Here is a 23,855-nt window from a genome sequence, read left to right on the forward strand (position 1 = left end):
TCTACTCTCTATTGCCATATTCATAGCCGTGTGCTTGCAAAATCTCATAGACTTTGACATACGCTTTTTGAATGATGCCAGCACAAATAGGCTTAAAGCTCTGATCTCCACTAGCAAAATCTCTCTCTTCAATGAGCGCAACACATTTGGTTGAGCCAAATTCAGCTTTAAACCACGTATGGAACTCTTGAATCATCTGTAAAAAATCATCTTTACAAGCTTCATTTTCATTGCCTTTTGCACCATAAAGCCCTAAAACACCGATACCACCTGTAAGTACCCCACAGGTTTTTTGAGTATCTGCGATGCCTCGGCACAGCCCTTGTGCGGCACGAATCAGATCATCATTTCGTGAGCCTTCGTCTTCAAGAGCAAGCTTATACATAATCTGCGCACAACAAAAACCCTCTGATGAGAGTTTAAATAAACGTAGAGATAAATCATCCATTGGTATTGCCTCCTTTTTTGGCGATTAACATAAAGTAACCTGGTTTGCACTGTTTGATATTTTCTTCAAAAGAACAGCATGTTTGAGTCGCTGCTCCTTCAATGGTTTTGCCCCAAAAAGCCTTCATTGAGCCATGAGAAAAGATAATTTTGACCATAAGCTCTTTGAGTAACATAGAGCAATCTTCTAAAAGCATGACGGTAAAACCTGTCATCTCGAGCTGTTCTTGCAAAGAGAGTAAATCATGCATTCCACGCATACATGAGGTCATGGAAAATGTGTCCATTAAGTCTAGTGTTTCTGGATTTTTGGCATACACATCATTGATGACAAACCAACCCTCATCTTTTAAAACTCTGTACAACTCTTTTAAAGTACGTGGCAAATCATGCATCAATGACATCGTACACTCTGCCAATACACACTCAAAATGATCATCTGTAAAAGGAAGAAAATCTCCCGTTCCTTTTACAAACGTTGCAAAAGGATTTTTTTCTTTAGCGATTTTGAGTAGCTTCTCGGATGGGTCAATGCCTACTAGTTTCATTCCATAGTTTTGGAAAAGGTACGAGGCTGTTGCGCCCATGCCACAACCAAGGTCAAGGACACGTGATTGTTCATTAAGAGCACAAAAATGAACTGCTTGCTCGGTCAGTTTAAACCCTCCTGGACGTAGGGTTTCTCCTGTCGCTTCTTGCATACAACAGCTCTCATACACATTGACCATCTTACTTATCCTCCAGCCCTTTTTCGACTTCGAGCATTTTTCCCATCGCTAGCTCATCGCTGATAAAAACCATCTTACAGATTGGGCATTTTAAAAGTTCAACTTCAAAACTGCCCTCCAGATAGCACACTCTTACTTTTTCGACTACAAGCGCTTCATGGCACTTGTCACACATCCATTGTGCTTCTTTTGTTTGATTTTCCATTGTTATTTTTCCACCACTTCCATTCTATGGCTGTAGACATCTTTCACGATAATGTCACTGCCCTGCTGCTCCTCATACTTCACCCAAAACGTCACATTTTGGACTCTAAGACGTGCGAGATAATCCGATGTTTGGGGGTTATAAAAACGCTCCTTATGCGTTAGAGAGTTTTCAACCACTTTTTCAATGTCACTTTGCAAGATAAATCGCTTTTCCATCAATGCTATAACTGCATCAGGAATCGTCAACGTAAAGTTATACGATGGATTCATATCACTCTCCTCTTCATTCCATATCTCTTTAAGAAGCTTGTATTTTAGGCGTTTACGATTGTTTTGTCGCTCCGAAAGCGTTGGCATTTTTTGAGCTGTTCCTTGGTTTACTTCATTGCCATAAATGATGTCTAAAATATGATAGGTTCGTTTATTGCCCTTCACTAGGGTATCTTTACACATCGCACAATAAACTAAAACATCGTCTTCACACTCAGCAATGCGGTCTTTTACAAAGTCCTCTGCTTGTTCAGGGTTGGCATTGGAGACTAAACCACCGTAACCACAGCATTTTGCTTTCTCTTTGGAGTACTCCAACTCATGGACGCTGTAACCTAAGGTTTTAACGATGTTTCGTACACTTGCATGAAGCCCTGCATTGTGTCTTGTCGCACACGCATCGTGGATGCAAAGCTCACGTTTTCCTTTTTTGATGTCCACCGCTGGAAGACCATAGGTGTCAAAGGCTTCCCACAAAGAGATCGTCTTAATCATCGACAAATACTTCTCAAACGTCGCAGCACAACTCGAACACGCTAAGATGAACGTAGGCTCGCCCATCTCTTGCCATGTTTTATAAATTTTTTCTATACTTTCAGGCATCAAATCATCCCGTCCTGCCCAATCTGCAGGAGCGCCACAACAGCCCAAATAAAGCCCTACATCATTGTCCTCGTCTTTGTCTTTAATCGCTCCTACTAAATGCTTATAAATATCTCCGATATACTCTGTATGCGTAGAACTAAGTTGACACCCTGGATAAAAGAGATACCCTGTTTTCCCAGAGCCCTTGTAAAGCCCTCTCGCATATGCTGAAAAGGCAATCATGGGGTAATAAAAGAGATTTTTTGACGCTTCTTTGCTCGGTTGAGCGCGAATTAGCGAAAAAGCATCGCTGTTGCTAAATTGCATATCTTTAAGCGCAAAATCATGCGCAGAAATAGGCATTTTGACCTTTTCAACCATACTTCGGCGTGTTTCATGAATGATGTCCGCCATACCAATTCCCACAGGGCATACCGCTTTGCACAAACCGCACTCCGTACAGGAGTTGATCATTTTGTTCGCATGGTGTGTGCCTAGGATTATGCGTTCATTTTGATTGATGGTACGGATGTAACTATCTGGGGTAATGTTAAAGCGTTGTAAATGCACACACGCATTTATACACTCATTGCATTGGCATTTAAGGCATCGTTTTGCCTCTGCTATCGCCTCATTTTCATCATACCTATCCGCATGTTTTACCGTAGCTTCAAGAGGTTCTACTTTTTTAATGTTAAATTCTAATTTTGTTTTAAAAATGCCTTCACGCTCTCTGGAAGCGAGCATGGAGGTTTTAGTAATATAACGATCTATCGAAACGACTGCGCGTTTAGCTGAACTAATCGCATCAATAATGGAATTGTTTTTTGTTTGAATTTTTCCTCCGATAAATAAAGAGGATTCATTGGCTTGGAATGTATGAGGATTGATCTCATAATCTTTATCCCAACTACCCGCTCCTAAGTAGAGCGCATCATAATTTTTACAGTAATTTTTTAGATCATCATCTGATATTTCGGCATTATATTGCACCAAAATACCTCTTTTTTCTACCGTTGAGAGCTCTTCTTCGAGAATGGAAACCTCAAGCTCTTTTCCAGCAGACGACCAAAGTGAACCGCCCAAACGGTCTGTTTTTTCAAAAATAGTAACTTTATAGCCCTTTTTATCGAGCTCCGTTGCGGCAACAATGCCACTGAGCCCTCCACCAATGACTGCAACAGAACCCTTGTTTTTAGGTAAAAGCAGTGGTTTTTTAGGGGGCATATAGCCTAAATCAATCACGGTTTTTTCAAGCTCGCTGATGCGAATACTCCCACCGCACTCTTGTCGCATACACACCGATTCACACGGATGATCACAAATCTTTCCAATCAGCCTTGCAAAAGGGATTCTGTTTTCCATGATTTTGTACGCTTTAGCAAAATCACCTTTTTCTATTTCGTGAGCAAAGGCAATCACATCCATATGTACAGGGCAGGACGCCACACATGTGGGAGGTTCTGAATGAATACACTGATTGCCAATTTCCAATAATTTATCTAAATCCATTCTTTCTCTCCTCGTTTATTAAAAGATGAGTGAGACACCCTCATATCTCACCCATCACTACATTATGGCTATTTAGTTAACGCTGCTAAAACTTTTTCAGGACGTGCTGGCAAGTGAGTCACTCTTGCTCCACACGCATTGTAAATCGCGTTAATAATCGCTGCATGAGGCGCTGCCAAAGGCATCTCCCCAGCACCAGAAGCACCATAGAAGTTATTGGCTCTTTTGGTTTCTGTGTAGATAAGGTTGAGACTATCTGGTACATCTTTGATTTTTGGAATACCACAACCTGTGAGTGTTGTATGTTTTTTCAAATCATCAAAGTCTTCGCTCAGTGCCAAACCGATACCTTGAACCAAACCACCATACATCTGTCCATCAGCTGCTAATTTGTTGATGATAGTACCGATGTCAGAAGTGAGTGTCATTTTTTCAACATTGGTTTTACCTGTTTTGACATCCACCTCAACCTCAGCTACACATACACCATACATATAACCTGCAAATGGGTTACCTTGTCCGCCTGTTGGAGGTGTGTCTGTACATGGCGCTGTCCATTTACCCATGTATTTAACCTCACGACCTTCTGCAACCATCTCTTCGTATGTTCGGTATGTGCCATCTGCTTTTTTCAAGCCTTCAAGGAGATTTTTACACGCAACGGTGATCGCATTACCTGTCATAAGGTTTTGACGGCTACCACCGGATGGTCCACTGTTTGGAGTTTTAGTCATGTCGTTCATCACAAGATCAATCTGATCTATGGTAAGGTTAAGTGGTCTTAGTGTTTCATGCGCATACGTGAGTGTACCGATGTCTGCACCTTGTCCATGGTCTTCCCATGATGTACCAATCGCAACACCTTTTGGTGTGATTTCTGCCCATGCCTCAGAAGTATCTGGACCATCCAAACCACAACCATAGATGTTCACTGAAACACCAACACCGTATTTTTTAGTGCCATCGCTGGCTGCATTTTTACTTGCAGCTGTTTTTTTAGCAAGTTCATAGACTGGGCGTGATTTATCAAAGAGTCCTTCTAAACAGTATGCATCTGGTGCACAACCTGTTGGAGTAGTAGAACCCTCACGATAGATGTTTTTGTATCTGAAATCAAATGGATCCATTCCCACTTTTTCTGCAAGTTCATCGATGAGTACTTCAGAAGGGAACATGATTTCAGGGGCACCGTATCCACGAAATGCTGAGCCCCAACCATGGTTGGTACAAACAGTACGTCCATTACCACGGATATTAGGAATGTTATAACCAGCTCCACCAAATTGGAAACCACGTTGTGTAAGAAGATCACCAAATTCAGAGTATGGACCATGATCAACGCTCCAATCAGACTCAAGCGCTAAGATTTTTCCCTCTTTATCAGCAGCCATTTTCATGGTTGTCCAGAATGGTGAACGCTTTCCTGTATAGGTAATTTGTTGGAACATATTGAACTCAAGGTATACTGGTCTGCCAGTCGCTAATGTTGCAACACCTAAAAGTCCTTCCATCGTTGGACTAAATTTATAACCAAATGTCGCACCAATGTTGTTTTGAACGATAAAGACATCCTCAGCTTTCATACCAAGACCTTCAGCGATCATCAAGGCATGGAAGTGAAGTGCGATACTCTTAGAGTGAATAATGAGTTTTCCTTCATAATTAACATACGCAAAACCAACATCTGGCTCGAGTGGTAAGTGTGGTTGTCTTTGAGTATAGAAGCTATCTTCTGCTACGTATGGAGCACTTTTCATGATCGCATCTGTCTCATTACCTTTAGCGATATAGTTGGTAAAATAAACGTTAGGAGTGCCAGGGTGAATCTCAATCGCATCTTCTGCCATCGCATCTGGAGCGTTCATATACGCTGGTAACTCTTCAATTTCAACTTTCACTTTATCCACACCTGCATGAGCCGCTTTTTCATTTTCTGCCAAAACAATCGCGATAGCATCACCAAATTGGAAGATTTTTTTATCATTTAAGATTGGTCTATCTAAACCATCGCCTTTGTTAGATGGGAATGCCAAACCGTTAATGCGATTTGTTCCTTTAACATCTTTATAAGTAAGTACCGCAACGACACCAGGAACTTTTTTAGCCTCTTCGGTGTCGATAGAGATGATGTTCGCATGAGAAACTTTTGCTTGAACGATTTTTGCATGAAGTGTGTTAGAAGGAAGTTTAAGACCAAGATCCGCACCAAAGTCCCATGTTCCCATGACTTTTGCCATTGCAGATGGGCGTACAAGCGATGAGCCAATTAAAGAAGCACCCTCAGGAATGGTTTTCCAGAAGTCTTTCACACTAAGCTCGCCACGAATAATTTTTGCTGCATCCATAACCGCATCAACAAGAGGTTTATAACCTGTACAACGGCATAGATTTTTATTTTTTTGGAACCAGTCACGCACCTCTTCACGGGTTGGGTTAGTGTTTTGCTCTAAAAGTGCTTTTGCTGAGACGATGAAGCCTGGAGTACAGAAGCCGCATTGTGCGCCACCGTGTACCATCCAAGCGATTTGAAGTGGATGAAGTTTGTCTTTCGTACCAACGCCTTCAATGGTGATGATTTCATCATTATCTTCCACTTTTTTCATCTTTGTAATACACGCACGAATAAGCTTACCATTATGAATGACGGTACACGTACCACATTCACCGCTACCACAACCTACTTTTGTGCCTGTAAGACCCAACTGTTTTCTAAGCACATCCGATAATTTTTCTTCCGCTTCCGCAACTAATGTTGTTTTAACCCCATTGATAATTATTGTTCTTTTTAACATGTTTGTACCTCGACAATATAGTTTTTGCAAACATATATGCAAAAAAAGCATATTTATAGACATAAGCTTTCTGAAAAACCATATTTACTTTATTTAATATGCTATTTTTGCATATCATAAGACATGAATTTTCAAAAATCTCACCATTTTAAAACCGCCACACATTTCACAACTCACTGCATCACTCATGTTTTGTAGAATCTTTGTTTTTCCTCCCGTAAGATATGTATTTTTTACTTTAATCTCTACGAAAGATAATATAGTACGAATGTAGCATGAGTATAGCAAGGGGGCCTATTCAAAATCACTATCATCAAAAAATTGGCTAATGTGTGATATGGTTACATACTAAATCGTATTCATTTTCCTTCTTGCCTTTACTTTATAGCCTCTAAATGGGAGATGCCTTTTATGAGAACCTACAACTTTTGCTATGAAACAGGTGTACTGCAAGACATCATTGATTTTTCGTTGTTTGAGCATGAAAACAACGTGTTGGTGCAGATCTTTTGCGGTCAAGATAAAGAGGTATTGACATACCTAACGGGGGTTATTTTAAGTCACATTCCAAAAGCGATTTGTATTGGTACAACGACTGATGGTGAAATTTATGGCGACTCTATAACCACACTACGTAGTGTTATCTCCATTAGCATTTTTGAACACACTTTCATTAAAACTGCTTACATACAAGATAAAGACTCATTCCAATGTGGCGTAAAATTGGCATCAGAGTTGGTTACGCCAAACACAAAACTGCTTATTCTTTTTTCTGATGGCACACGTATGAATGCCGAAGAGTTTTTGCATGGTATCGAGTCTTTCAATGCGACTATTCCTATTTGTGGTGGTATGGCAGGAGATAATGGCAAATTTGAGCGAACTTTCATCTCCTCACAAAACACGATTCTTAGTGAAGGAATCGTAGGGGTTTCGCTCAATTCCGATATTTTGAAAGTAGCGACCGATTATAAATTTGACTGGAAACCTATAGGACTCAAACATACCATAACAAAAGTTCGCGATAACAGAGTCTATCTTATCGATGACATGAAAGCAGCCTATTTTTACGATAAATACTTAGGTTGCAATTTCTCACGCATCGAGTTTCCACTCATTCTTGAAAAACATGGTGTCATCATGGCACGCGCTGTCATTGGCAAACACGAAGACGGAAGCTTGAGTTTTAGTGGAAACCTCGAAGAAGGTGACCAGGTGCGTATTGGGTTTGGGGATGCCGAATCTTTGATAAAAGACCCCATAGAGGTCTTAAAAAACCTACATGCCATCGATATAGAAACCTTTTATGTTTTCTCCTGTATGGCACGCAGACGATTTATGCCTTTTCTAATCAAACTTGGCATCGGCTCCTTTTCAAAAATGGCACCAGCATCAGGCTTTTTTACCTATTCTGAGTTTTACCACTACAACGGACATAATAAGCTTCTCAACCAAACATTGACGGTTGTTGCACTAAGCGAATCTGAAAAAAATGTGTGCACTTTAGCGAGCGCACGCAATGATGATGCAAAGAAAAACCCTTTTTATTCTAAAACGATCGAATCTTTAACACATTTGGTTGAACAAAGCGCACGTGACTATGACAAACAGTCTAAGCGCCTAGAAAAACAGATGAACTACTCAAATAATTTGCTGACCTCTCACAGACAATTTTTGCGTTACACCGTTCATGAGATGAATACACCGCTTAATGCCATCATGAACAACATCGAACTCTATGAGATGGAATTTGGTAAAAATGCTTATTTGGAAAACATCGAAGTTGCTGTCAAAAATATCTTTTCTATGTACGATGATTTAAGTTATTTGGTAAAAAAAGACCATATTACCTATCTTAAACAAAACATCGATTTGGTGGACTATGTTCGTAGTCGTATTGACTTTTTTGCACAAGTGGCAAACAAAGCAAAATCCATGTTTGTTTTTGAAACCAATGCGGATGAGATGTTCATCCATTTTAATGAGACAAAATTACAACGTATCATCGACAACAACATCACCAATGCCATCAAATACACGTTTGAAAATGAAAAAATCGTTGTATCTTTATATAAACATGAAGAGAGTTGCCGTTTTACCATAGCATCTCATTCACGTAAAATTCAAGAACCTAAGAAAATCTTTGAAGAATACTACCGTGAAGAACAATCTCAAGATGGCTTTGGACTAGGACTCAATCTCGTTAAAAGACTTTGTAAGGAAGAAAACGTGAAAATTACAGTGCATTCAGATGAAAACATAACGTCCTTTTCGTATCAATTTAAAATCGAGAACGCATGAAAATACTTTTATTAGAAGACGACATACTTCTTAACGAATCTATCGCAAAGTACCTGACAACCATTGGTCATGTCATCACGTCTGTACGAGATGGCAACGTCTGTTTAGAAATCTTGGAAAAAGAGAAGTTTGACCTACTCGTTTTCGATATCAATGTTCCCAACATCGATGGACTCAGCATTTTAGAAAAATTACACGCACAAAAGAAAATCATACCTATTATTTTTATTTCAACGCTTATCGACATTGAAGACATCTCAAGAGCGTTTGAACTTGGGTGTTATGACTACTTGAAAAAACCGTTTCATCTCAAAGAGCTTGGTATCCGTATTGACCGCATTTCAAAAACTGCTAAAAAAGAGATGCACCACAAAGTCCTCTCTTCTGCATACAGCTTTGATTGTGAGACGATGACACTTTACTTTAACAAAGAACCTCAAGTACTCTCAAAACGACAACTTCAAATCATAGAGTTTTTAACACACAACCGAGGTTTTGTCTGTAGTTATGATATGTTTAGAGAAAGTGTTTGGGGAGATTGCGATATGTTCGTAGATGACGCTACCATACGAACAGAGATCAATCGTTTGAAAAATCATCTTAAAGAAGATTTCATCGTGAATGTGAGAGGCATTGGGTATATGGTAAAAACGCCTTGTCTTTAAACGCTTCTATACACCAATATCTTCATTCCACAGTTCTGGATTTTTTTGTATAAAAGCTTCCATCAGCTCACGACATTTTGAGTCGTTGAGGACATCAACCTCAACCCCTCGTGACCTGACATACGCTTCTGGTCCACGAAAAGTTTGGTTCTCACCAATCACCACTTTTGGAATGCCATAGAGTAAAACGGCACCACTGCACATATCGCACGGCGATAACGTCGAATAAAGAGTAGCTTTACGATAATCACGCGCACTCAAACGCCCCGCATTTTCCAAACAGTCCATCTCCGCATGTAAGATAGCACTCCCTTTTTGAACCCTACGGTTATGCCCACGCCCTACGATTTTACCGTCTATCACCAGCACCGAACCTATGGGTATACCGCCCTCAGCCAAACCTTTTTGGGCTTCTTCTATGGCCGCTTCTAAAAATTTATCCATCGTTTTTGCCTTTTTCGTGTGTATATTTTGTTCTATGAAAGCCAAAAAGCTTGCTTCTCTCTTAGCTATTCAAGTTTTTAAAAACCTCTCCACATCCACAACGATCTCATCTATCGCCTCAGTCGCTTTTTTATAAAGTACTTTAGTATAGACACGTTCATTAATGGCATCACTTTTTTCTAAATTATTGAGGATGGAAATTTTAACATGACGGGCGAAATGATCCATAGCAACAACATTGCCGCTAGAGCCGATGATGGCTAGAAACTCGCAGTCTTGCATAGCGTCATAAAGGTGTTCATACATGGGAGCGGCTTCGCCAAAGAAGACGATGTCAGGGCGAAAGGAACCACCACAGTTTTGGCAACTTAGCTCTCTTTCTTGTTTGGTATAGCCTATAAGATGGGTTGCGCCGCACTCTTCGCAGCGAAGTCTTGGTAAAAAGCCGTGCAAGTGTAAAATGTCTTTGCAACCTGCTCGTTCGAACAAGTCATCGACATTTTGGGTGATGATGGCGATATCTTTTGAGTATTTTTCTTGAAGTTTTGCGATAGCATAATGCGCAGCATTGGGCATTACAGAGTCTAATTGTTCACGTCTAGCATCGTAAAATGTAAGGGTGTTTTCCCTATTCCAGTTCAAACACCCTGCCGTACATATCTCTTCGATGCGGTACTTTTCCCACAGTCCATCAGCATCTCGAAATGTGGAAAGCCCACTCTCAGCACTAATGCCTGCACCTGAGAAAATAACAACTTTTGCCATCGTTTATGTACGACTATTTTTCGTCTTTATCTTTTTTCGTTTTATCTTTTACTTTTTCTTCTTTCTCTTTTGCTTTCGACTTGGTCGCTTTTTCAGTCTCTTTTTTCACGTCTTGTTTAGTGTCAAGTTGGCTTTTTTTCGTCTCAATCTCTTGTCTTTGAGCATCTTGGCGAACCTGCACTTCTTGTTTAACCTTTTCATCACTGACACCACCGCTAACAGCAAATACCAATGAAGCTAATGCCATTGAAGCAACTAAACTTTTAATCATTTGACCCTCCTCAAATAAATATGAAAATATTATAACTCAAACATTAAAATAAAGTGCTTCTTTATGATGCATCACGATAGCCGTTGTACTTTGCTCTGGGTGGATTTGGAACGTCTCACTCAAATGAATTCCAAATTCTTCAGGCTTAAGAAGATCAAAGATCACTTTGGTATCTTCCAAAGCAGGACATGCTGGGTAACCAAACGAGTAGCGACACCCATGATAGCGCTTCATCTGTACATCACGAAGACTATGTCCCTCATGCTCTGCTATACCTAAGTCTAGGCGTATCTGTTTATGCACGATCTCTGCTAACGCTTCTGCAAGCTCAACACCTAGTCCATGTACAAAGAAGTACTCGGTAAAGTTGCCCGCATCGTACAACTCTCTTTCATACGCTGAAAACTTTTCACCCGCACTGACACATGTCAAAGCCAAAACATCATGGCGATCAGGGCTTATAAAGTCACTCAGAGAACGATACGGAGCTCTGTTTTGACGTGGAAAATCAAACACTTTGATGGCTCGTTCTTTAATCGTCTCAATGCCCTCACGGTTGACCTGAGCGTCACTAAAGTACCCCTCACTTTCATCAAAAAGATAAAGATGGTTTTCATGAGAACGTACAGGATAATACCCATAAATGATAGTCGGCTCAAACAGCCCGAGTCGCTCAATGTCCGCTTTCACGCGCTCAAAAGTCGGCCACAATACCTCATCGAGCTGTTTTTGCTTCTCTTCTTTGCTCTGCCCTTTTCCACTGTACCCCCAACGCTGAGCAAAGAGGATTTTGTGGTTGATCCATGAGTACGCCAACTCTTTAACGTCCGTTTTAAGCACACGTCTGCCCCAAAATGGAGGTGCCGGAATGGCAATGTCACGACTAGGCATTTTAAGCTCATCAAATGGCGGTATCTCTTTGGCTTCTTTATTGGCTTTAGAGACACTGTTTTCAACGACTTTTCGGTTAAACGAGGTGTCGTAATTCTTCGCCTCAATGCGCCCCATCGCCTCAAGTCCCTCAAAGGCATCTTTACAGTAGTAAATCGGTCCATCGTAAATCGGACGGCAGAAGTCCTCCACAAAGCTGTCGGTAAGGGCAGCACCGCCTAAAATGACAGGGATTTTAATGCCCATCTTTTGCATCGCTTCAAGGTTTTCTTTCATGACATTCGTTGACTTCACCAAAAGCCCACTCATACCGATAGCATCGGCATTGTGCTCTTTCAGTGCTTCTAAAAACTGTTCAAGTTCTGCTTTAATACCGATGTTAATGACCTTAAAACCATTGTTACTTAAGATGATGTCCACAAGGTTTTTACCAACATCATGCACGTCACCCTTTACCGTTCCGATGATAAGTGTCGTGGTTGTACTCTTCTCTGTTTTTGGAAGATAGGGTTGCAAATAGTCCACTGCCGCTTTCATAACCTCAGCCGACTGAAGCACGAACGGCAACTGCATCTTGCCACTTCCAAAAAGCTCACCCACGACTTTCATCGCATCTATCAAGATTTCATTAACAATGAGTTCCGCTGCTATCTCATCTTTTGCAGTTGGTAAAAGAGTTAACATTCGTTCTTTGTCACCATCGATGAGAAGCGTAGAAATTTTCTCTTTTGTGCTCATTGCCTCATACGCGGCATCGCTCTCATCTTTGTTTTCAACAACGCCTGCAAAATGGTCAATAAATTTAAAGAGCGGGTCACCCTCTTCTCGTCTGTTGAACAACAAGTTTTCACAGATTTTTTTATCTTCATCACTGATTTTGTGCATTGGAAGCGTATTTTTAACATTGACGATTGCCATGCTAAGCCCTGCTTCAACACAATGGTGTAAAAAGACAGAGTTTAAGTATTCACGGGCGTGTTTTGCCAAACCAAAGGAGATGTTTGAAATACCAAGTACAAAGCCTACTTCTGGGTGCATTGCATGAAACTCACGAATTGCCTCAATCGTCTCAATTGCCGCTGTGTGGTACTCAGGATCACCACTTCCCACGGTAAATGTAAGAAGATCAAACACCAAATCACCCGCGTTAATACCATGCTTTGTAGTAGCAAGCTGGAAAATACGCTCCGCCACAGCTATTTTTTGCTCTTTACTCTTTGCCATTCCCACTTCATCGATCGTTAAACAAACGAGTGCCGCACCAAAACGCTTTGCTAAAGAGCACACTTTATCAAACTTTTCGATGCCATCTTCAAGGTTGACTGAGTTAATGATGGGCTTTCCGCCGATAAGCTTGAGCGAAACTTCAAGTGCTGGTACTTGCGTGGTATCTGGCATGAGTGGCAATGCTATCTTTTGCACATAACGGCTCATGACCTCTTTGGTGTCTTTATGCTCATCACGCCCTGCAAAGCCCACACTCACATCGATGCCATGCGCACCGCTTCGTACTTGTTGTTGTGCGACACTGAGCGTACCATCGTAGTCTTCTGCTAAAAGTAGTTCTCGAAAGGCTTTTGAGCCTGTCGCGTTACTGCGCTCTCCGATGAGAAACGGCGCTGGGTCTTGTTTTAACGCTCTTGTCTCAAATAAAGAGGCGATGCTACGAGGCATCTCACCCTTAGGCGCAAGAGGCTTTTTACCCTCCACTCTTTTGGAAAGTTCTAAGATATGCTGAGGCGTTGTACCACAACAGCCACCGAGTATGGAAACTCCCGCAATTTCTGTAAATTTCTCTTGAAGCTCCGCAAATTCACGAGGTCCCATTGGGTAAAAGGTGTAACCGCCACGGTTTTGAGGAAGTCCTGCATTGGCATGGACACTGATAGGCTTACTCCAAACAGAACTAAGCGTCTTCACATGCTTTTCAACTTGTTCTGGTCCTGTTCCACAGTTGAAACCAAGACTTAAGATATCAAACGGCTCTAAAATCGCTGCAATAGTCGTAGCATCGGTTCCAATGAGCATCGTACCACTTAGCTCAATCGTGACTGAAACCATAATAGGAAGTTTGACCTTTAGCTCTTTTTGAACATCAGAAATAGCATGTAGTGCCGCTTTGATTTGAAGTGGATCTTGCGCTGTCTCAATCAAGAAAAGATCACATCCACCATCAACAACACCTCGCGCAGCAATTTTATACCCTTCATACATCTCATCATAGGCTATATGCCCTAAAGAAGGTAGTTTTGTTCCTGGTCCAAACGCAGCGGCACAAAAACGTGGCTTTTGTTCCGTTGCAAAATCAGCACACGCTTCTTTAACAATGCGCGCGCCTTCTTTGGCGAGTTCATAAGTACGTTCACCTATGCCATAATCTTCCAAAACCCATGGCAATGCGCCAAAGGTATTGGTTTTGATGATGTCTGCTCCTGCAAGCAAGTAGCCACGATGAATTTTTGAAATTTCTTCACGAGCGGTCATATTGAGCAGTTCATTACAGCCTTCTTTACCTTCCCATTGTTCAGGCGTAAGGCTTAGTGCTTGTATCTGCGTGCCCATTGCACCGTCGATGACTAAAACTTTTTCTTTGATGAGTTCTTGAAGTGTTGCCAAGTCGAATTCCTAGTGTGTTATAACATGTATATATGGTATCAAAACTTTGGTAAGGAGAGGCTAAAAGGTTTGGAGTAGTCCAAAGAGGCAATGTGCCTCTTTGGTTTTAGATTTTTTAATATAAATTAAGGGTTAACAGTAGATTTGTACACCGCTTTGCCATCTTTAATCTCTTTGATAACAGCAGAACGGGTTGCATTTCCTTTATCATCGATGCTGATAAAGCCTGAAACACCTTCAAATTTTGATGTTTTTCGGATTTCACCATTAACACAAACGCTATCTTCTGGGTTTGCACAACGATTCATCGCATCAACCATGATGTTATACGCATCTGCACCTAAAGCTGTAAATGAGTTCAACTCTCTTTTACCTGTTTTTTTCTCATACGCAGCGATAAAATCTTTTGATTTTTGTGTTGGAGGTGCGCTGTGATCGAATGCATCAGTAAACATATATCCTTCAACCGCGTCCCCGCCTAAGTCAATAAACGTTTGATTTGCGACGCCATCGCCTGAAAAGAACGGTTTATTGAAATCTGCTTGTTTCGCTTGACGCTTAATCATAGACGCTTCAGTATGGTAAACTGGTAAGAACACAAAATCAGCATTAAGCGCTTTTATTTGAGAAATGACCGCTTTAAAATCTTTATCACCAGAACTGATACGAACTTCTTTAAGCACTTTTCCACCATTTTGAGTAAACGCTTGTGTAAAGGCTTTAGAAAGTCCTAAAGAGTAAACTTGTGCTTGGTCAGTCACAACCACAGCGGTTTTAAGCCCTAAATCTTTAGAAGCATAGTTTGCAACAACAGCTCCTTGAAATGAGTCCATGAAACAAACGCGATTTGCATACGCTCTGTTTTCAGTGAGTTTGTCATTTGTTGCAGCAGGCGCAATCACAGGGATCTGTTTTTTATCTGCGATAGAGATAATTTGAGCGGTATTTGTACTAATCATTTCACCTACGATACCAACAACTTTATCGGATGTAATCAGTCTCGTTGTAGCATTCGCAGACTCTACTTTATCACCTTTTGTATCGACTAAAACCAGCTTAACAGTGTCACCATTTTTAAGTTTTGGCTGCAATGTATTGGCAAGCTCAATTCCTTCGTATGCCACTTGACCATAGCCCGCAAGTGCACCACTCATCGGTAAAATAACACCGACACTCACCTCTTTTGCTAAGACGCTTGTTGCCATAATAGCTGCAAGACTTAACAATGTCATAGAAAAACGCATCTTGTCTCCTTTAAAAAATTCCCAAGAAAGTGTAACACAACCAAGATTATGATTGCCCAAAGGCTAGCCTAAAAGTGCTATTTTATCCAGTGAAAGTGACAAAAAAAGGATAGGATGAAGAAACGAAGAAGCAAAACGATGCTTCTTCGTTTGAAGTTTAGTGATAGACTTAAGGGTTTACGGTAGATTTGTAAACTGCTTTGCCACCTTTAATCTCTTTGATGACAGCAGAACGTGTTGCATTGCCATTTTTATCGATGGATATGAAACCTGAAACACCCTCAAAGTTGACTGTTTTTTTAATCTCATCATTGACACATACAGTGTCTTCAGGATTCGCACAACGGTTCATCGCATCTACAAGAAGATTATACGTATCAGCACCTAATGTTACAAATGAATTGACATCGCTTTTACCTGTTTTTTTCTCATATGCAGCAATAAACTCTTTTGACTTACTTGTTGGAGGTGCGCTATGATCGAAAAAGTCTGTAAACATATGTCCTTCTACGCTATCGCCACCAAGTTCAATAAATGTTGGATTTGCTACACTATCCCCTGATAAGAAAGGCTTATTAAGTCCAATTTGTTTTGCTTGACGTGTAATCATCGAAGCTTCAGCATGATATATCGGTAAGAAAATCATATCAGGATTAAGTGATTTTACTTGTGCGACAACCGCTTTAAAGTCTTTGTCTCCTGAACTTACACGAATCTCTTTAAGCACTTTACCGCCGCCTTTTACAAAGGCTTCGCTAAATGCTTTTGAAAGACCTAACGAATAAACTTGCGCTTGATCTGTCAGAACTACAGCTGTTTTAAGCTTTAAATCACGTGTTGCGTAATTCGCAACAACGGTTCCTTGGAAAGAGTCTGTAAAACAAACACGGCTTGCATACGCTCTATTCTCTGTCAATTTATCATTGGTCGCAACAGGGGCGATGACTGGAATTTGTTTTTTATCAGCAATAGAAATAATCTGCGCTGTATTGGTACTTGTAATGGCACCTAGAATACCAACAACTTTATCAGACGTGATTAATCTTGTAGCCGCATTGGCAGATTCGACTTTGTCACCTTTATTATCCACTAAAACAAGTTTCAGAGTATCACCATTTTTCAGTTTTGGTTGTAAGGCATGAGCCAACTCTACACCTTCATAGGTTGTTTGCCCATAGGATGCTAAAGAGCCACTCATCGGCATCACAACACCAACATTAATCTCTTTTGCAAGCGCAAATGTCGCGATAAGACTGGTGATGGTTGTGAGTGTAACGATGTGACGCATAATATGCTCCTTAAAAATTTTGATGAATTCTAGCAGAAAGAAACTATAATGTCAAGTATTCTTATCTTTTTAGTAGTGTATAAAATACTAAGGGGAGTGAAGAGGCAAAAAGCCTCTTCTAAAGGTAGTTAAGCGTGTTGATTTTCAGCGACATTCAATGCTTGAGAAACATCGACGATCACTTGAAGTTTTTTAATAATTTCATTCATAGCTCTACTCTCTTCTTGCGCAGCGATACTAATGCGCTCGACTTCAGATTGTGTTTTAATGATTTCATCAACCGTTCGCTGCAAAGCAGGAACAATCTGATCAACCACTTTTTGTACATCCATAATAGAGAGGCGAATATTATCAGTTGATTTATTACTTTGGTCTGAAAGTTTACGTACTTCACTTGCAACAACCGCAAAACCACGACCATGATCTCCCGCGCGCGCTGCTTCTATGGTCGCATTGAGTGCTAACAGGTTTGTTTCACTTGCGATGTATTTTATTGCCGTTGTAATATTGCCAATTTGTTCTACCGCTTCGGTTAACTCTAGCGCCATGTTATTGGTCACTTGAACATTTTGTACTTCTGCAGCAAGTTTTGAATTGACAACAACGATAGTATTGGCAGTGTCTTCGATAGATTTTGAAGCGCTTTGTGTAATGATGGAAATTTCTTTCGTTTGTTCTGCTAATTTTTTAGAGATATCGCGTGCTTCTTGAAGTGCTTTATCGCTATTGATCGCTGTTACAATTTGCGCTAAACCACTGACACTCTCAGCGGTTGCTGTACGAGGAGGACTTGGCATAACCGTTACATCAGGGCGTAAATAATTGCTGTATTTGGTATAAAGTGCTTTTCCCGCTGAAACATAACCATCGGTTCCAATAATATATTTTGCTTCACCTAATGCTTCTCGTGTTTCACCATCGCTACACTCATCAAATGCAACAATGCGATAGGTTACATGATCTAATCTATAAAATTTTAAAAATTTTAAAAGGACACTTGCACCGGATGTACTGTTGTTAAAAATAACAACTTTTTCACCAGCAGGAATACGACTAACAGCAACAAAAAAATCTGTTGGCGGCACAAATTCAACGGAGATCACTTTTTCTTTGCCATATTTTTTTACCATTTCGTCATAACGATTGGCAAAACAGACAATTAAATCATAATTTGCAGCATCATAATTTTGATAGTTACTTAAAGTAGCTTTTTGATAAACAGCCGTCGTCGAAAGTGTTGCATCAACTAAGGAAACCAACTCCTGTGTTGTTGCTTCATTTGCTCCGATTAACAGTAGATTCACACTCATGAACTTCCCCTTACCCCGTAATAGTATCGATGAAATCACACGAAAAACGCTTTTTTTCTAGCGCCACATTCTATTTTATTCTTAATAAAGTCATGCTTTATTTGTTCATTATAAGAAAAATGTATGACAAAAAAAGGACTAAATTTAAGCAGTCCCTTTTTTTAAATCATAGTATAATGAACCCAAATTTAAAAAAGGCATGAATATGTTTGATATTCAGAACTATTACAGCTTTATTGGAGCCATTTTACTGTTTCAATTGATTCCAGGGGCAGGAACCATTGCCATTTTAAATGCAACCGCTCGAAATGGCATCAAAGCAGGGCTTGGGGCAGTTTTTGGAACACTCCTAGGTGATTTTGTATTTATGATAGCTGCACTTGCAGGGCTAGCAGCCATTATGCAACAGAACCCTCTTCTTTTTGAGCTTTTACAGTACTTTGGCGCAGCGTATTTGTGTTGGTTGGGTATTGGTTTACTGCGCACAAAAATAACATCTGATTCAAACAATCAAGAACCCAAAAAAGCCGCTTCGTTGTATTTGAAGCAAGCCTTTTTTGTCAGTATCACCAATCCAAAAGTCATACTCTTCTTTGTCGCATTTTTCCCACTCTTCTTACGTCCTAATGCTTCTACAACTACGTTGGTTGCAATGATTGTGCATGTTACGCTTATTAGCCTTCTTTATCAAACACTTTTAGTGCTTTTAGGCAATTCACTCGCACTCAAACTCAAAGCATTTCCATTTGCAAGACGTATTGCTACTCGTTTAGCGGGAATCGCGCTCATTGCATTTGGTATAAAATTAGCTATCAACAATCGCTAGAGTATTCCAAATGCCTTTTAAATACATTTTACTAGCACTCAGTGTCGTGGCTATTTGGGGGATTAATTTTGTGGTCATTCAAGTCGCACTTAAAGAGATACCACCCTTAATGCTGACATTTTTGCGTTTCTTTTTTGCCGCTTTTCCTGCGGTCTTTTTTCTCAAACGTCCTCAAAATACCTCATGGAAAATGCTTTTTTATTACTCTTTAACCATGTTTGTACTTGATTTTTCGCTTCTTTTTTCAGGCATGTACGTAGGAGTAAGCTCTGGTATTGCATCGCTCAGTCTTCAAACGCAAGTCTTTTTTACCGCCATTTTAGCCGTTATTTTTTTGAAAGAAAAAATGAGTTTACCTAAAATAGTCGGTGCGACAGTCGCTTTTTCAGGCATCGTTTTTGTAGGGTTTCATACGGGAGGCGATGTTAATTTACTAGGCTTAGTTCTGGTAGAAGGAGCCGCACTCTCATGGGCCATGGGCAATCTTTTTTCAAAACAGATTGGTAAAGTTGATATGCTTAGTCTTGTGGTATGGGGAAGCTTACTCTCCCTTCCTTTTTTGTTGGGACTTTCGTTTGTATTGGAAGTTGATTATTGGAAAGTTGAAACGTTTAGACATCTTTCATGGCTAAGCATTGGTTCTATCGCGTATTTGGTTTATCCTGTGACACTCTTTGGCTTTGCCATTTGGAGTTTTTTACTCAGTCGCTATCCTGCTACAACCGTAGCGCCTTTTACACTGCTAGTCCCTGTTTTTGGCTTCTCTTCTTCGGCTCTTTTAGTAGGTGAAGCGCTTCCAAGTTGGAAGCTTATCGCTGCTTTTTTAATCGTTTCAGGATTGATCATCAATCTTTATGGGGAGCGTTTTTTTAAAAAAGAGAAGTAGAAGTCTACTTCTCTTTAATGCTGGTTAAACCTTCTCTTCTTCGTACCGCTTTTTCATCTTCATAAGGGAGTGTGAGTGTTTGATTGAGAACATCCAACGTGAGTTTTTTCTCAGCATTTAATCGCTCAATTGTAATATCTCCACCAAGTTTTCCTAGGGCATAACAGAATTTATTGCTGCTTTTCACGCTATTGTTATTCTCAGGCTCCAACGTAACAATACGCGAGCATTTATCTACCCACAAAAAGGCATCGTCGGCATGATAATCATGCAAATATCCATACAATTTAGCTGTTTCAAAAAATTTGAGCTTGACTTCAAAGAAAGGGCTGACTTCTAAGTTATCACTCAAACGAAGTAGTATAGGAAATTTATACAGAGTTGTGCCAATTTTCAAATTGTTTTTTGTGGTATCAAGGACCAAATCTTGCTCGATTTTTGGGAACTCCCAAAAACGACTGATCTCCTTTGACCACGCACTCAAAATCGCATCAAAATGATCTAGTGAGGCTTCTAACGACGCTGCTTCACCTAAAAGGTTACGACCAAGTCCAAGTTTTGCTTCATAGCCTAATAAAGGTAAAAGTGTCGCACCAATATCAAGTGTCGTACCTACATTCTCAACTTTTTTACCACCAGTAGTCCTTGGGTCTATAATCATAAATTGATTACGGCGTTCGCCTTTCATGAGATCATCTATCGCCATATTGTGCATCGCAAGATGGTCTGATCCAACAACGATAATCGTATTTTTGCCGTACGGTGAATCTTGTATCTGTTTAATAAAACGAGCAATCAATTCATCCGCACATGCAACAGCGTTTAGCATTGAATTGGCACCATCTTTGTACTGCTGGGCCTTACAACTTTTTGAAACGTGTCCATAAGGATGATGTGTATCCATCGTAGATATAAACATCGCAAATTTTTGTTTGCTTTTAGAGTACTTTTTAAAATCATTTAATGAAATTTCAAAGAGTGTATCATCGTATAAGCCCCATGGTGTCTGATACCCTGGATTTTGAAGTAATGGCTTAAGCTCTTTGATACCCTTAATATCATCGAATTGATGGGTTTTGTACAGTTTATCGACACCTGCAAATTCAAGTGGTGAACCACTGCGATAAATCAATTTATATCCCTCTTTGTGCAGCATATCGCTCATACACACAGCACCCGAATAAAATGTACTCATTTTTGACATCGAGTTACCCTGTGGAGAATGAGAGTTGGTTGATGGTGTCACCAAAGGAATACCACACTGCACTGCTGTCATTCCAGCAATCGTCCAACTCGTACCAAGGGCTTGTTTGATCTCCGTAAAGGAGATGCTTTGCTCTCTAATAGGTCGTAACTCTTTGACAAGCGAAGGGAAAATTTTCTCATCAAAATAGGTATCTTCGAAGCTTTCAGCAAAGATATAAACAACATTAGGATGATCTTCACTAATAGATGTAAGCGAAGGATCTTGGTAATAATCACTAAAACTGTATTGAAAGCTAAGTGGATTTTCTATACCAATAGATTTTAGTCCACTTTCACCCAAAAATCTGATGGTAGGATGTACGATAAACGATACGATCAACGCTACAATAGAGATAATATGCTTTAATTTTTGATGGTGTTCAAATACATCATTTTTGACTAAGCGATAGTAAAAAATAGAAAGTGCCAAGCTTGCAATAAAAAGCCCTACTCCAACCGCAATGATTAAATAATAATCACCAAAGCCTGAACCATCAAGTCCATAGCGGAGATGGAAAATAACTGCATCATTAATTCCTTCTCCTGTAAAATAGTTAGAGACAATATAAAACGCACTAAGTAGCACATAGATGAAAATACATCCCGCACCAAGCAATGCGCTCTTATGCGTTCGTGTTCGATTTTTAGAGGTAAGTAAGGCAAGTATAAAAAGTCCTGTGGATAACCATAGCATGTTATTCATTGTTGTTTTGAGTCCTCTGTGATTTTAGGATGGTATTATAGCTTGTTGTTAAATATTTGAAGAAAAATTTGCTCTTTTTTCAAACTGATTAAATTTTAATCAGTTTATTGCATATATTAAAATCCTCTAAGTGATACAATTTCATCAGTTCAACATTTTAGGAGGATTTCATGAGAAGTAAACTACTCTCACTTGCAACATTGTTGCCTGTATCAGCATTGTGGGCTGCAGAAGAAGCGGCTACTGAAGCGGCAGAGGCTGCTGAAAAAGTGTTAACCCTTGACGTAGGAAATACTGCGTGGGTTTTAACAGCAACTGCATTAGTTATGCTGATGACACCAGCAGGATTGGCACTTTTTTATGGCGGTATGTCTCGCTCTAAAAACTTACTCAACACAATTGCAATGAGCGTGATGGGTTATGTTGTCGCTGCCGTTGTGTGGGTCGTCGCAGGTTATACCTTAGCATTTGGTACAGATATAGGTGGTGTTATCGGTTTTGATAGCCTCTTTCTTAGTGGTATCAAGGTAACAGACCTTTGGGCGACAGGTAGCATTCCTGTACTTCTTTTTGTTGCATTCCAGATGACATTTGCGGGCATTACCGTAGCACTTGCAAGTGGTGCTGTTATCGAAAGATTGAAGTTTTCAACATGGATCGTTTTTGCCGCGATGTGGATTATCGCAGTCTATGCGCCTATCGCTCACTGGGTATGGGGTGGCGGATTTTTATCAAAGCTTGGTGTTCTTGACTTTGCGGGTGGTACGGTTGTTCACATCAACGCAGGTGTAGCTGGCTTAGTGGTAGCACTTATGTTAGGTAAACGTGCAGATTTTGGTAAAGCGATGTTCCCATCTTCTGTAACACTCACCGTTCTAGGCGCTAGTATGTTATGGTTTGGATGGTTCGGATTTAACGCTGGTAGTGAGTTAGGTGCAGATGGTATTGCAGCAAGTGCATTCCTTGTAACCAACACAGCAGCAGCAGTTGCAGCGCTTTCTTGGATGGTTATCGAGTACATTACCTATAAAAAGTTTACATTGCTTGGTATCGCTTCTGGTATCGTAGCAGGCTTGGTTGCGATTACTCCAGCGGCAGGTTTTGTTGACACAGGTGCTTCACTTATCATCGGTGCGGTTGCAGGTATCGTAGCGTTTTACGGTGTAAATGGCTTGAAAAAAGCACTCAAATACGATGACTCTTTAGATGCATTTGGTATCCATGGTGTTGCTGGTATCTGGGGTGCGATTGCAACCGGTATCTTTGCAAACCCAGAGGTCAATGAGTTAGGTACTGGTTTATTGTACGGAAACGCTGAACAAGTTATGATTCAAATTGAAGGTGTAGTGGTGACTATCATCTATACAGCGATTGCTTCAGCTATCGTCTTTAAAATTGCTTCTATCCTAACAGGTGGCGGAAGAGTAAGTGCGGATGCAGAATCACAAGGTCTTGATGAAGTAGAACACGGCGAAAAAGCCTTCAACTTAAGATAATAAGGATCTAAAATGAAAAAAATTGAAGCAATTATCAAACCATTTAAACTTGAAGATGTCAAAGATGCTCTTGCAGAACTTGACATCACGGGTATGACAGTAAGCGAAGTTAAAGGGTATGGAAGACAACAAGGGCATTCTGAGCTTTACAGAGGTGCAGAGTATGTGGTAGATTTCTTACCAAAAATTAAAATCGAAGTGGTCGTTGTTGACGAACTCGTTGACAAAGTCATCGATGTGATTGTAAAAAGTGCGCGTACTGGTAAAATCGGTGATGGAAAGATCTTTGTTTCCAATGTCGAAAAGAGTGTTCGTATCAGAACAGGCGAGCTTGATAACGAAGCGGTATAAAGTTTTACAGTG

At 40.3% G+C, this 23,855-nt stretch carries 19 protein-coding genes; 6 read left to right on the plus strand and 13 right to left on the minus strand.

What is annotated here, in order from left to right; all coding sequences use genetic code 11:
• Position 1: 1 nt before the first annotated feature.
• From UCH001_RS08135 to UCH001_RS08155, 5 genes are all read right to left on the minus strand, one after another.
• On the minus strand, positions 2-448 hold the full coding sequence (locus UCH001_RS08135) for a DVU_1555 family C-GCAxxG-C-C protein (RefSeq protein ID WP_067176733.1): 447 nt from the start codon (positions 446-448) through the stop codon (positions 2-4).
• Positions 441-1,175 carry a DVU_1556 family methyltransferase gene (gene trsM / locus UCH001_RS08140; protein WP_067176736.1) on the minus strand — a complete coding sequence of 245 codons (735 nt, stop codon included), beginning with the start codon at positions 1,173-1,175 and terminating at the stop codon, positions 441-443. The genes UCH001_RS08135 and trsM overlap by 8 nt, the downstream gene beginning before the upstream one ends.
• A gap of 1 nt (position 1,176) precedes the next feature.
• Entirely contained in the window at positions 1,177-1,380 is a 204-nt protein-coding gene (locus UCH001_RS08145; protein ID WP_067176738.1) for a DVU_1557 family redox protein, read from the minus strand.
• 2 nt (positions 1,381-1,382) lie between these two features.
• A complete protein-coding gene (locus tag UCH001_RS08150; protein ID WP_067176741.1) occupies positions 1,383-3,749 on the minus strand; it encodes a pyridine nucleotide-disulfide oxidoreductase/dicluster-binding protein in 2,367 nt (788 codons plus the stop codon).
• A 68-nt stretch (positions 3,750-3,817) separates the two neighbouring features.
• Positions 3,818-6,541, minus strand: coding sequence for a molybdopterin-dependent aldehyde oxidoreductase (locus UCH001_RS08155; RefSeq protein WP_067176744.1), 2,724 nt, complete (start codon positions 6,539-6,541; stop codon positions 3,818-3,820).
• Between the two features lie 411 nt (positions 6,542-6,952).
• Between UCH001_RS08155 and UCH001_RS08160 the strand changes: the two genes are divergently transcribed.
• Entirely contained in the window at positions 6,953-8,842 is a 1,890-nt protein-coding gene (locus UCH001_RS08160; RefSeq protein WP_067176746.1) for an FIST N-terminal domain-containing protein, read from the plus strand.
• A complete protein-coding gene (locus UCH001_RS08165; protein ID WP_067176749.1) occupies positions 8,839-9,507 on the plus strand; it encodes a response regulator transcription factor in 669 nt (222 codons plus the stop codon). The genes UCH001_RS08160 and UCH001_RS08165 overlap by 4 nt, the downstream gene beginning before the upstream one ends.
• A 6-nt stretch (positions 9,508-9,513) precedes the next feature.
• Here UCH001_RS08165 and UCH001_RS08170 read toward each other — a convergent pair whose 3' ends face one another.
• The 7 genes from UCH001_RS08170 to UCH001_RS08200 all read right to left on the minus strand — a co-directional run bounded on the left by UCH001_RS08170 (position 9,514) and on the right by UCH001_RS08200 (position 18,336).
• Positions 9,514-9,951: a nucleoside deaminase gene (locus UCH001_RS08170; protein ID WP_067176752.1), complete on the minus strand. Its 438-nt coding sequence runs from the start codon at positions 9,949-9,951 to the stop codon at positions 9,514-9,516.
• A gap of 69 nt (positions 9,952-10,020) precedes the next feature.
• Complete coding sequence (locus UCH001_RS08175; RefSeq protein WP_067176755.1) at positions 10,021-10,716, minus strand: Sir2 family NAD-dependent protein deacetylase; 696 nt, start codon at positions 10,714-10,716, stop codon at positions 10,021-10,023.
• 13 nt (positions 10,717-10,729) lie between these two features.
• On the minus strand, positions 10,730-10,987 hold the full coding sequence (locus tag UCH001_RS13175; protein ID WP_067176757.1) for a hypothetical protein: 258 nt from the start codon (positions 10,985-10,987) through the stop codon (positions 10,730-10,732).
• 36 nt (positions 10,988-11,023) lie between these two features.
• Positions 11,024-14,440, minus strand: coding sequence for a methionine synthase (metH, locus tag UCH001_RS08185; RefSeq protein ID WP_231963995.1), 3,417 nt, complete (start codon positions 14,438-14,440; stop codon positions 11,024-11,026).
• 179 nt (positions 14,441-14,619) lie between these two features.
• Entirely contained in the window at positions 14,620-15,738 is a 1,119-nt protein-coding gene (locus UCH001_RS08190; RefSeq protein ID WP_067176763.1) for an ABC transporter substrate-binding protein, read from the minus strand.
• Between the two features lie 169 nt (positions 15,739-15,907).
• Positions 15,908-17,026 (minus strand): ABC transporter substrate-binding protein, encoded by a 1,119-nt coding sequence (locus UCH001_RS08195; RefSeq protein ID WP_067176765.1) that lies wholly within the window; start codon positions 17,024-17,026, stop codon positions 15,908-15,910.
• Between the two features lie 128 nt (positions 17,027-17,154).
• Positions 17,155-18,336, minus strand: a complete 1,182-nt coding sequence (locus UCH001_RS08200) for a methyl-accepting chemotaxis protein (RefSeq protein ID WP_067176767.1) — start codon at positions 18,334-18,336, stop codon at positions 17,155-17,157.
• Between the two features lie 205 nt (positions 18,337-18,541).
• Between UCH001_RS08200 and UCH001_RS08205 the strand changes: the two genes are divergently transcribed.
• Both UCH001_RS08205 and UCH001_RS08210 read left to right on the plus strand, forming a co-directional pair.
• A complete protein-coding gene (locus tag UCH001_RS08205; RefSeq protein WP_067176769.1) occupies positions 18,542-19,162 on the plus strand; it encodes a LysE family translocator in 621 nt (206 codons plus the stop codon).
• Positions 19,163-19,172: 10 nt separating this feature from the next.
• Complete coding sequence (locus UCH001_RS08210) at positions 19,173-20,048, plus strand: EamA family transporter (RefSeq protein ID WP_067176771.1); 876 nt, start codon at positions 19,173-19,175, stop codon at positions 20,046-20,048.
• A 4-nt stretch (positions 20,049-20,052) separates the two neighbouring features.
• On the opposite strand, the gene UCH001_RS08215 is transcribed toward UCH001_RS08210, so the two are convergent.
• Positions 20,053-21,987: a sulfatase-like hydrolase/transferase gene (locus tag UCH001_RS08215; protein WP_231963917.1), complete on the minus strand. Its 1,935-nt coding sequence runs from the start codon at positions 21,985-21,987 to the stop codon at positions 20,053-20,055.
• 179 nt (positions 21,988-22,166) lie between these two features.
• Between UCH001_RS08215 and UCH001_RS08220 the strand changes: the two genes are divergently transcribed.
• Positions 22,167-23,492 carry an ammonium transporter gene (locus UCH001_RS08220; RefSeq protein WP_067176775.1) on the plus strand — a complete coding sequence of 442 codons (1,326 nt, stop codon included), beginning with the start codon at positions 22,167-22,169 and terminating at the stop codon, positions 23,490-23,492.
• Between the two features lie 12 nt (positions 23,493-23,504).
• Positions 23,505-23,843: a P-II family nitrogen regulator gene (locus UCH001_RS08225; protein WP_067176777.1), complete on the plus strand. Its 339-nt coding sequence runs from the start codon at positions 23,505-23,507 to the stop codon at positions 23,841-23,843.
• Positions 23,844-23,855: the final 12 nt, after the last annotated feature.

It is taken from the genome of Sulfurospirillum sp. UCH001, from assembly GCF_001548035.1.
Lineage (GTDB): Bacteria > Campylobacterota > Campylobacteria > Campylobacterales > Sulfurospirillaceae > Sulfurospirillum.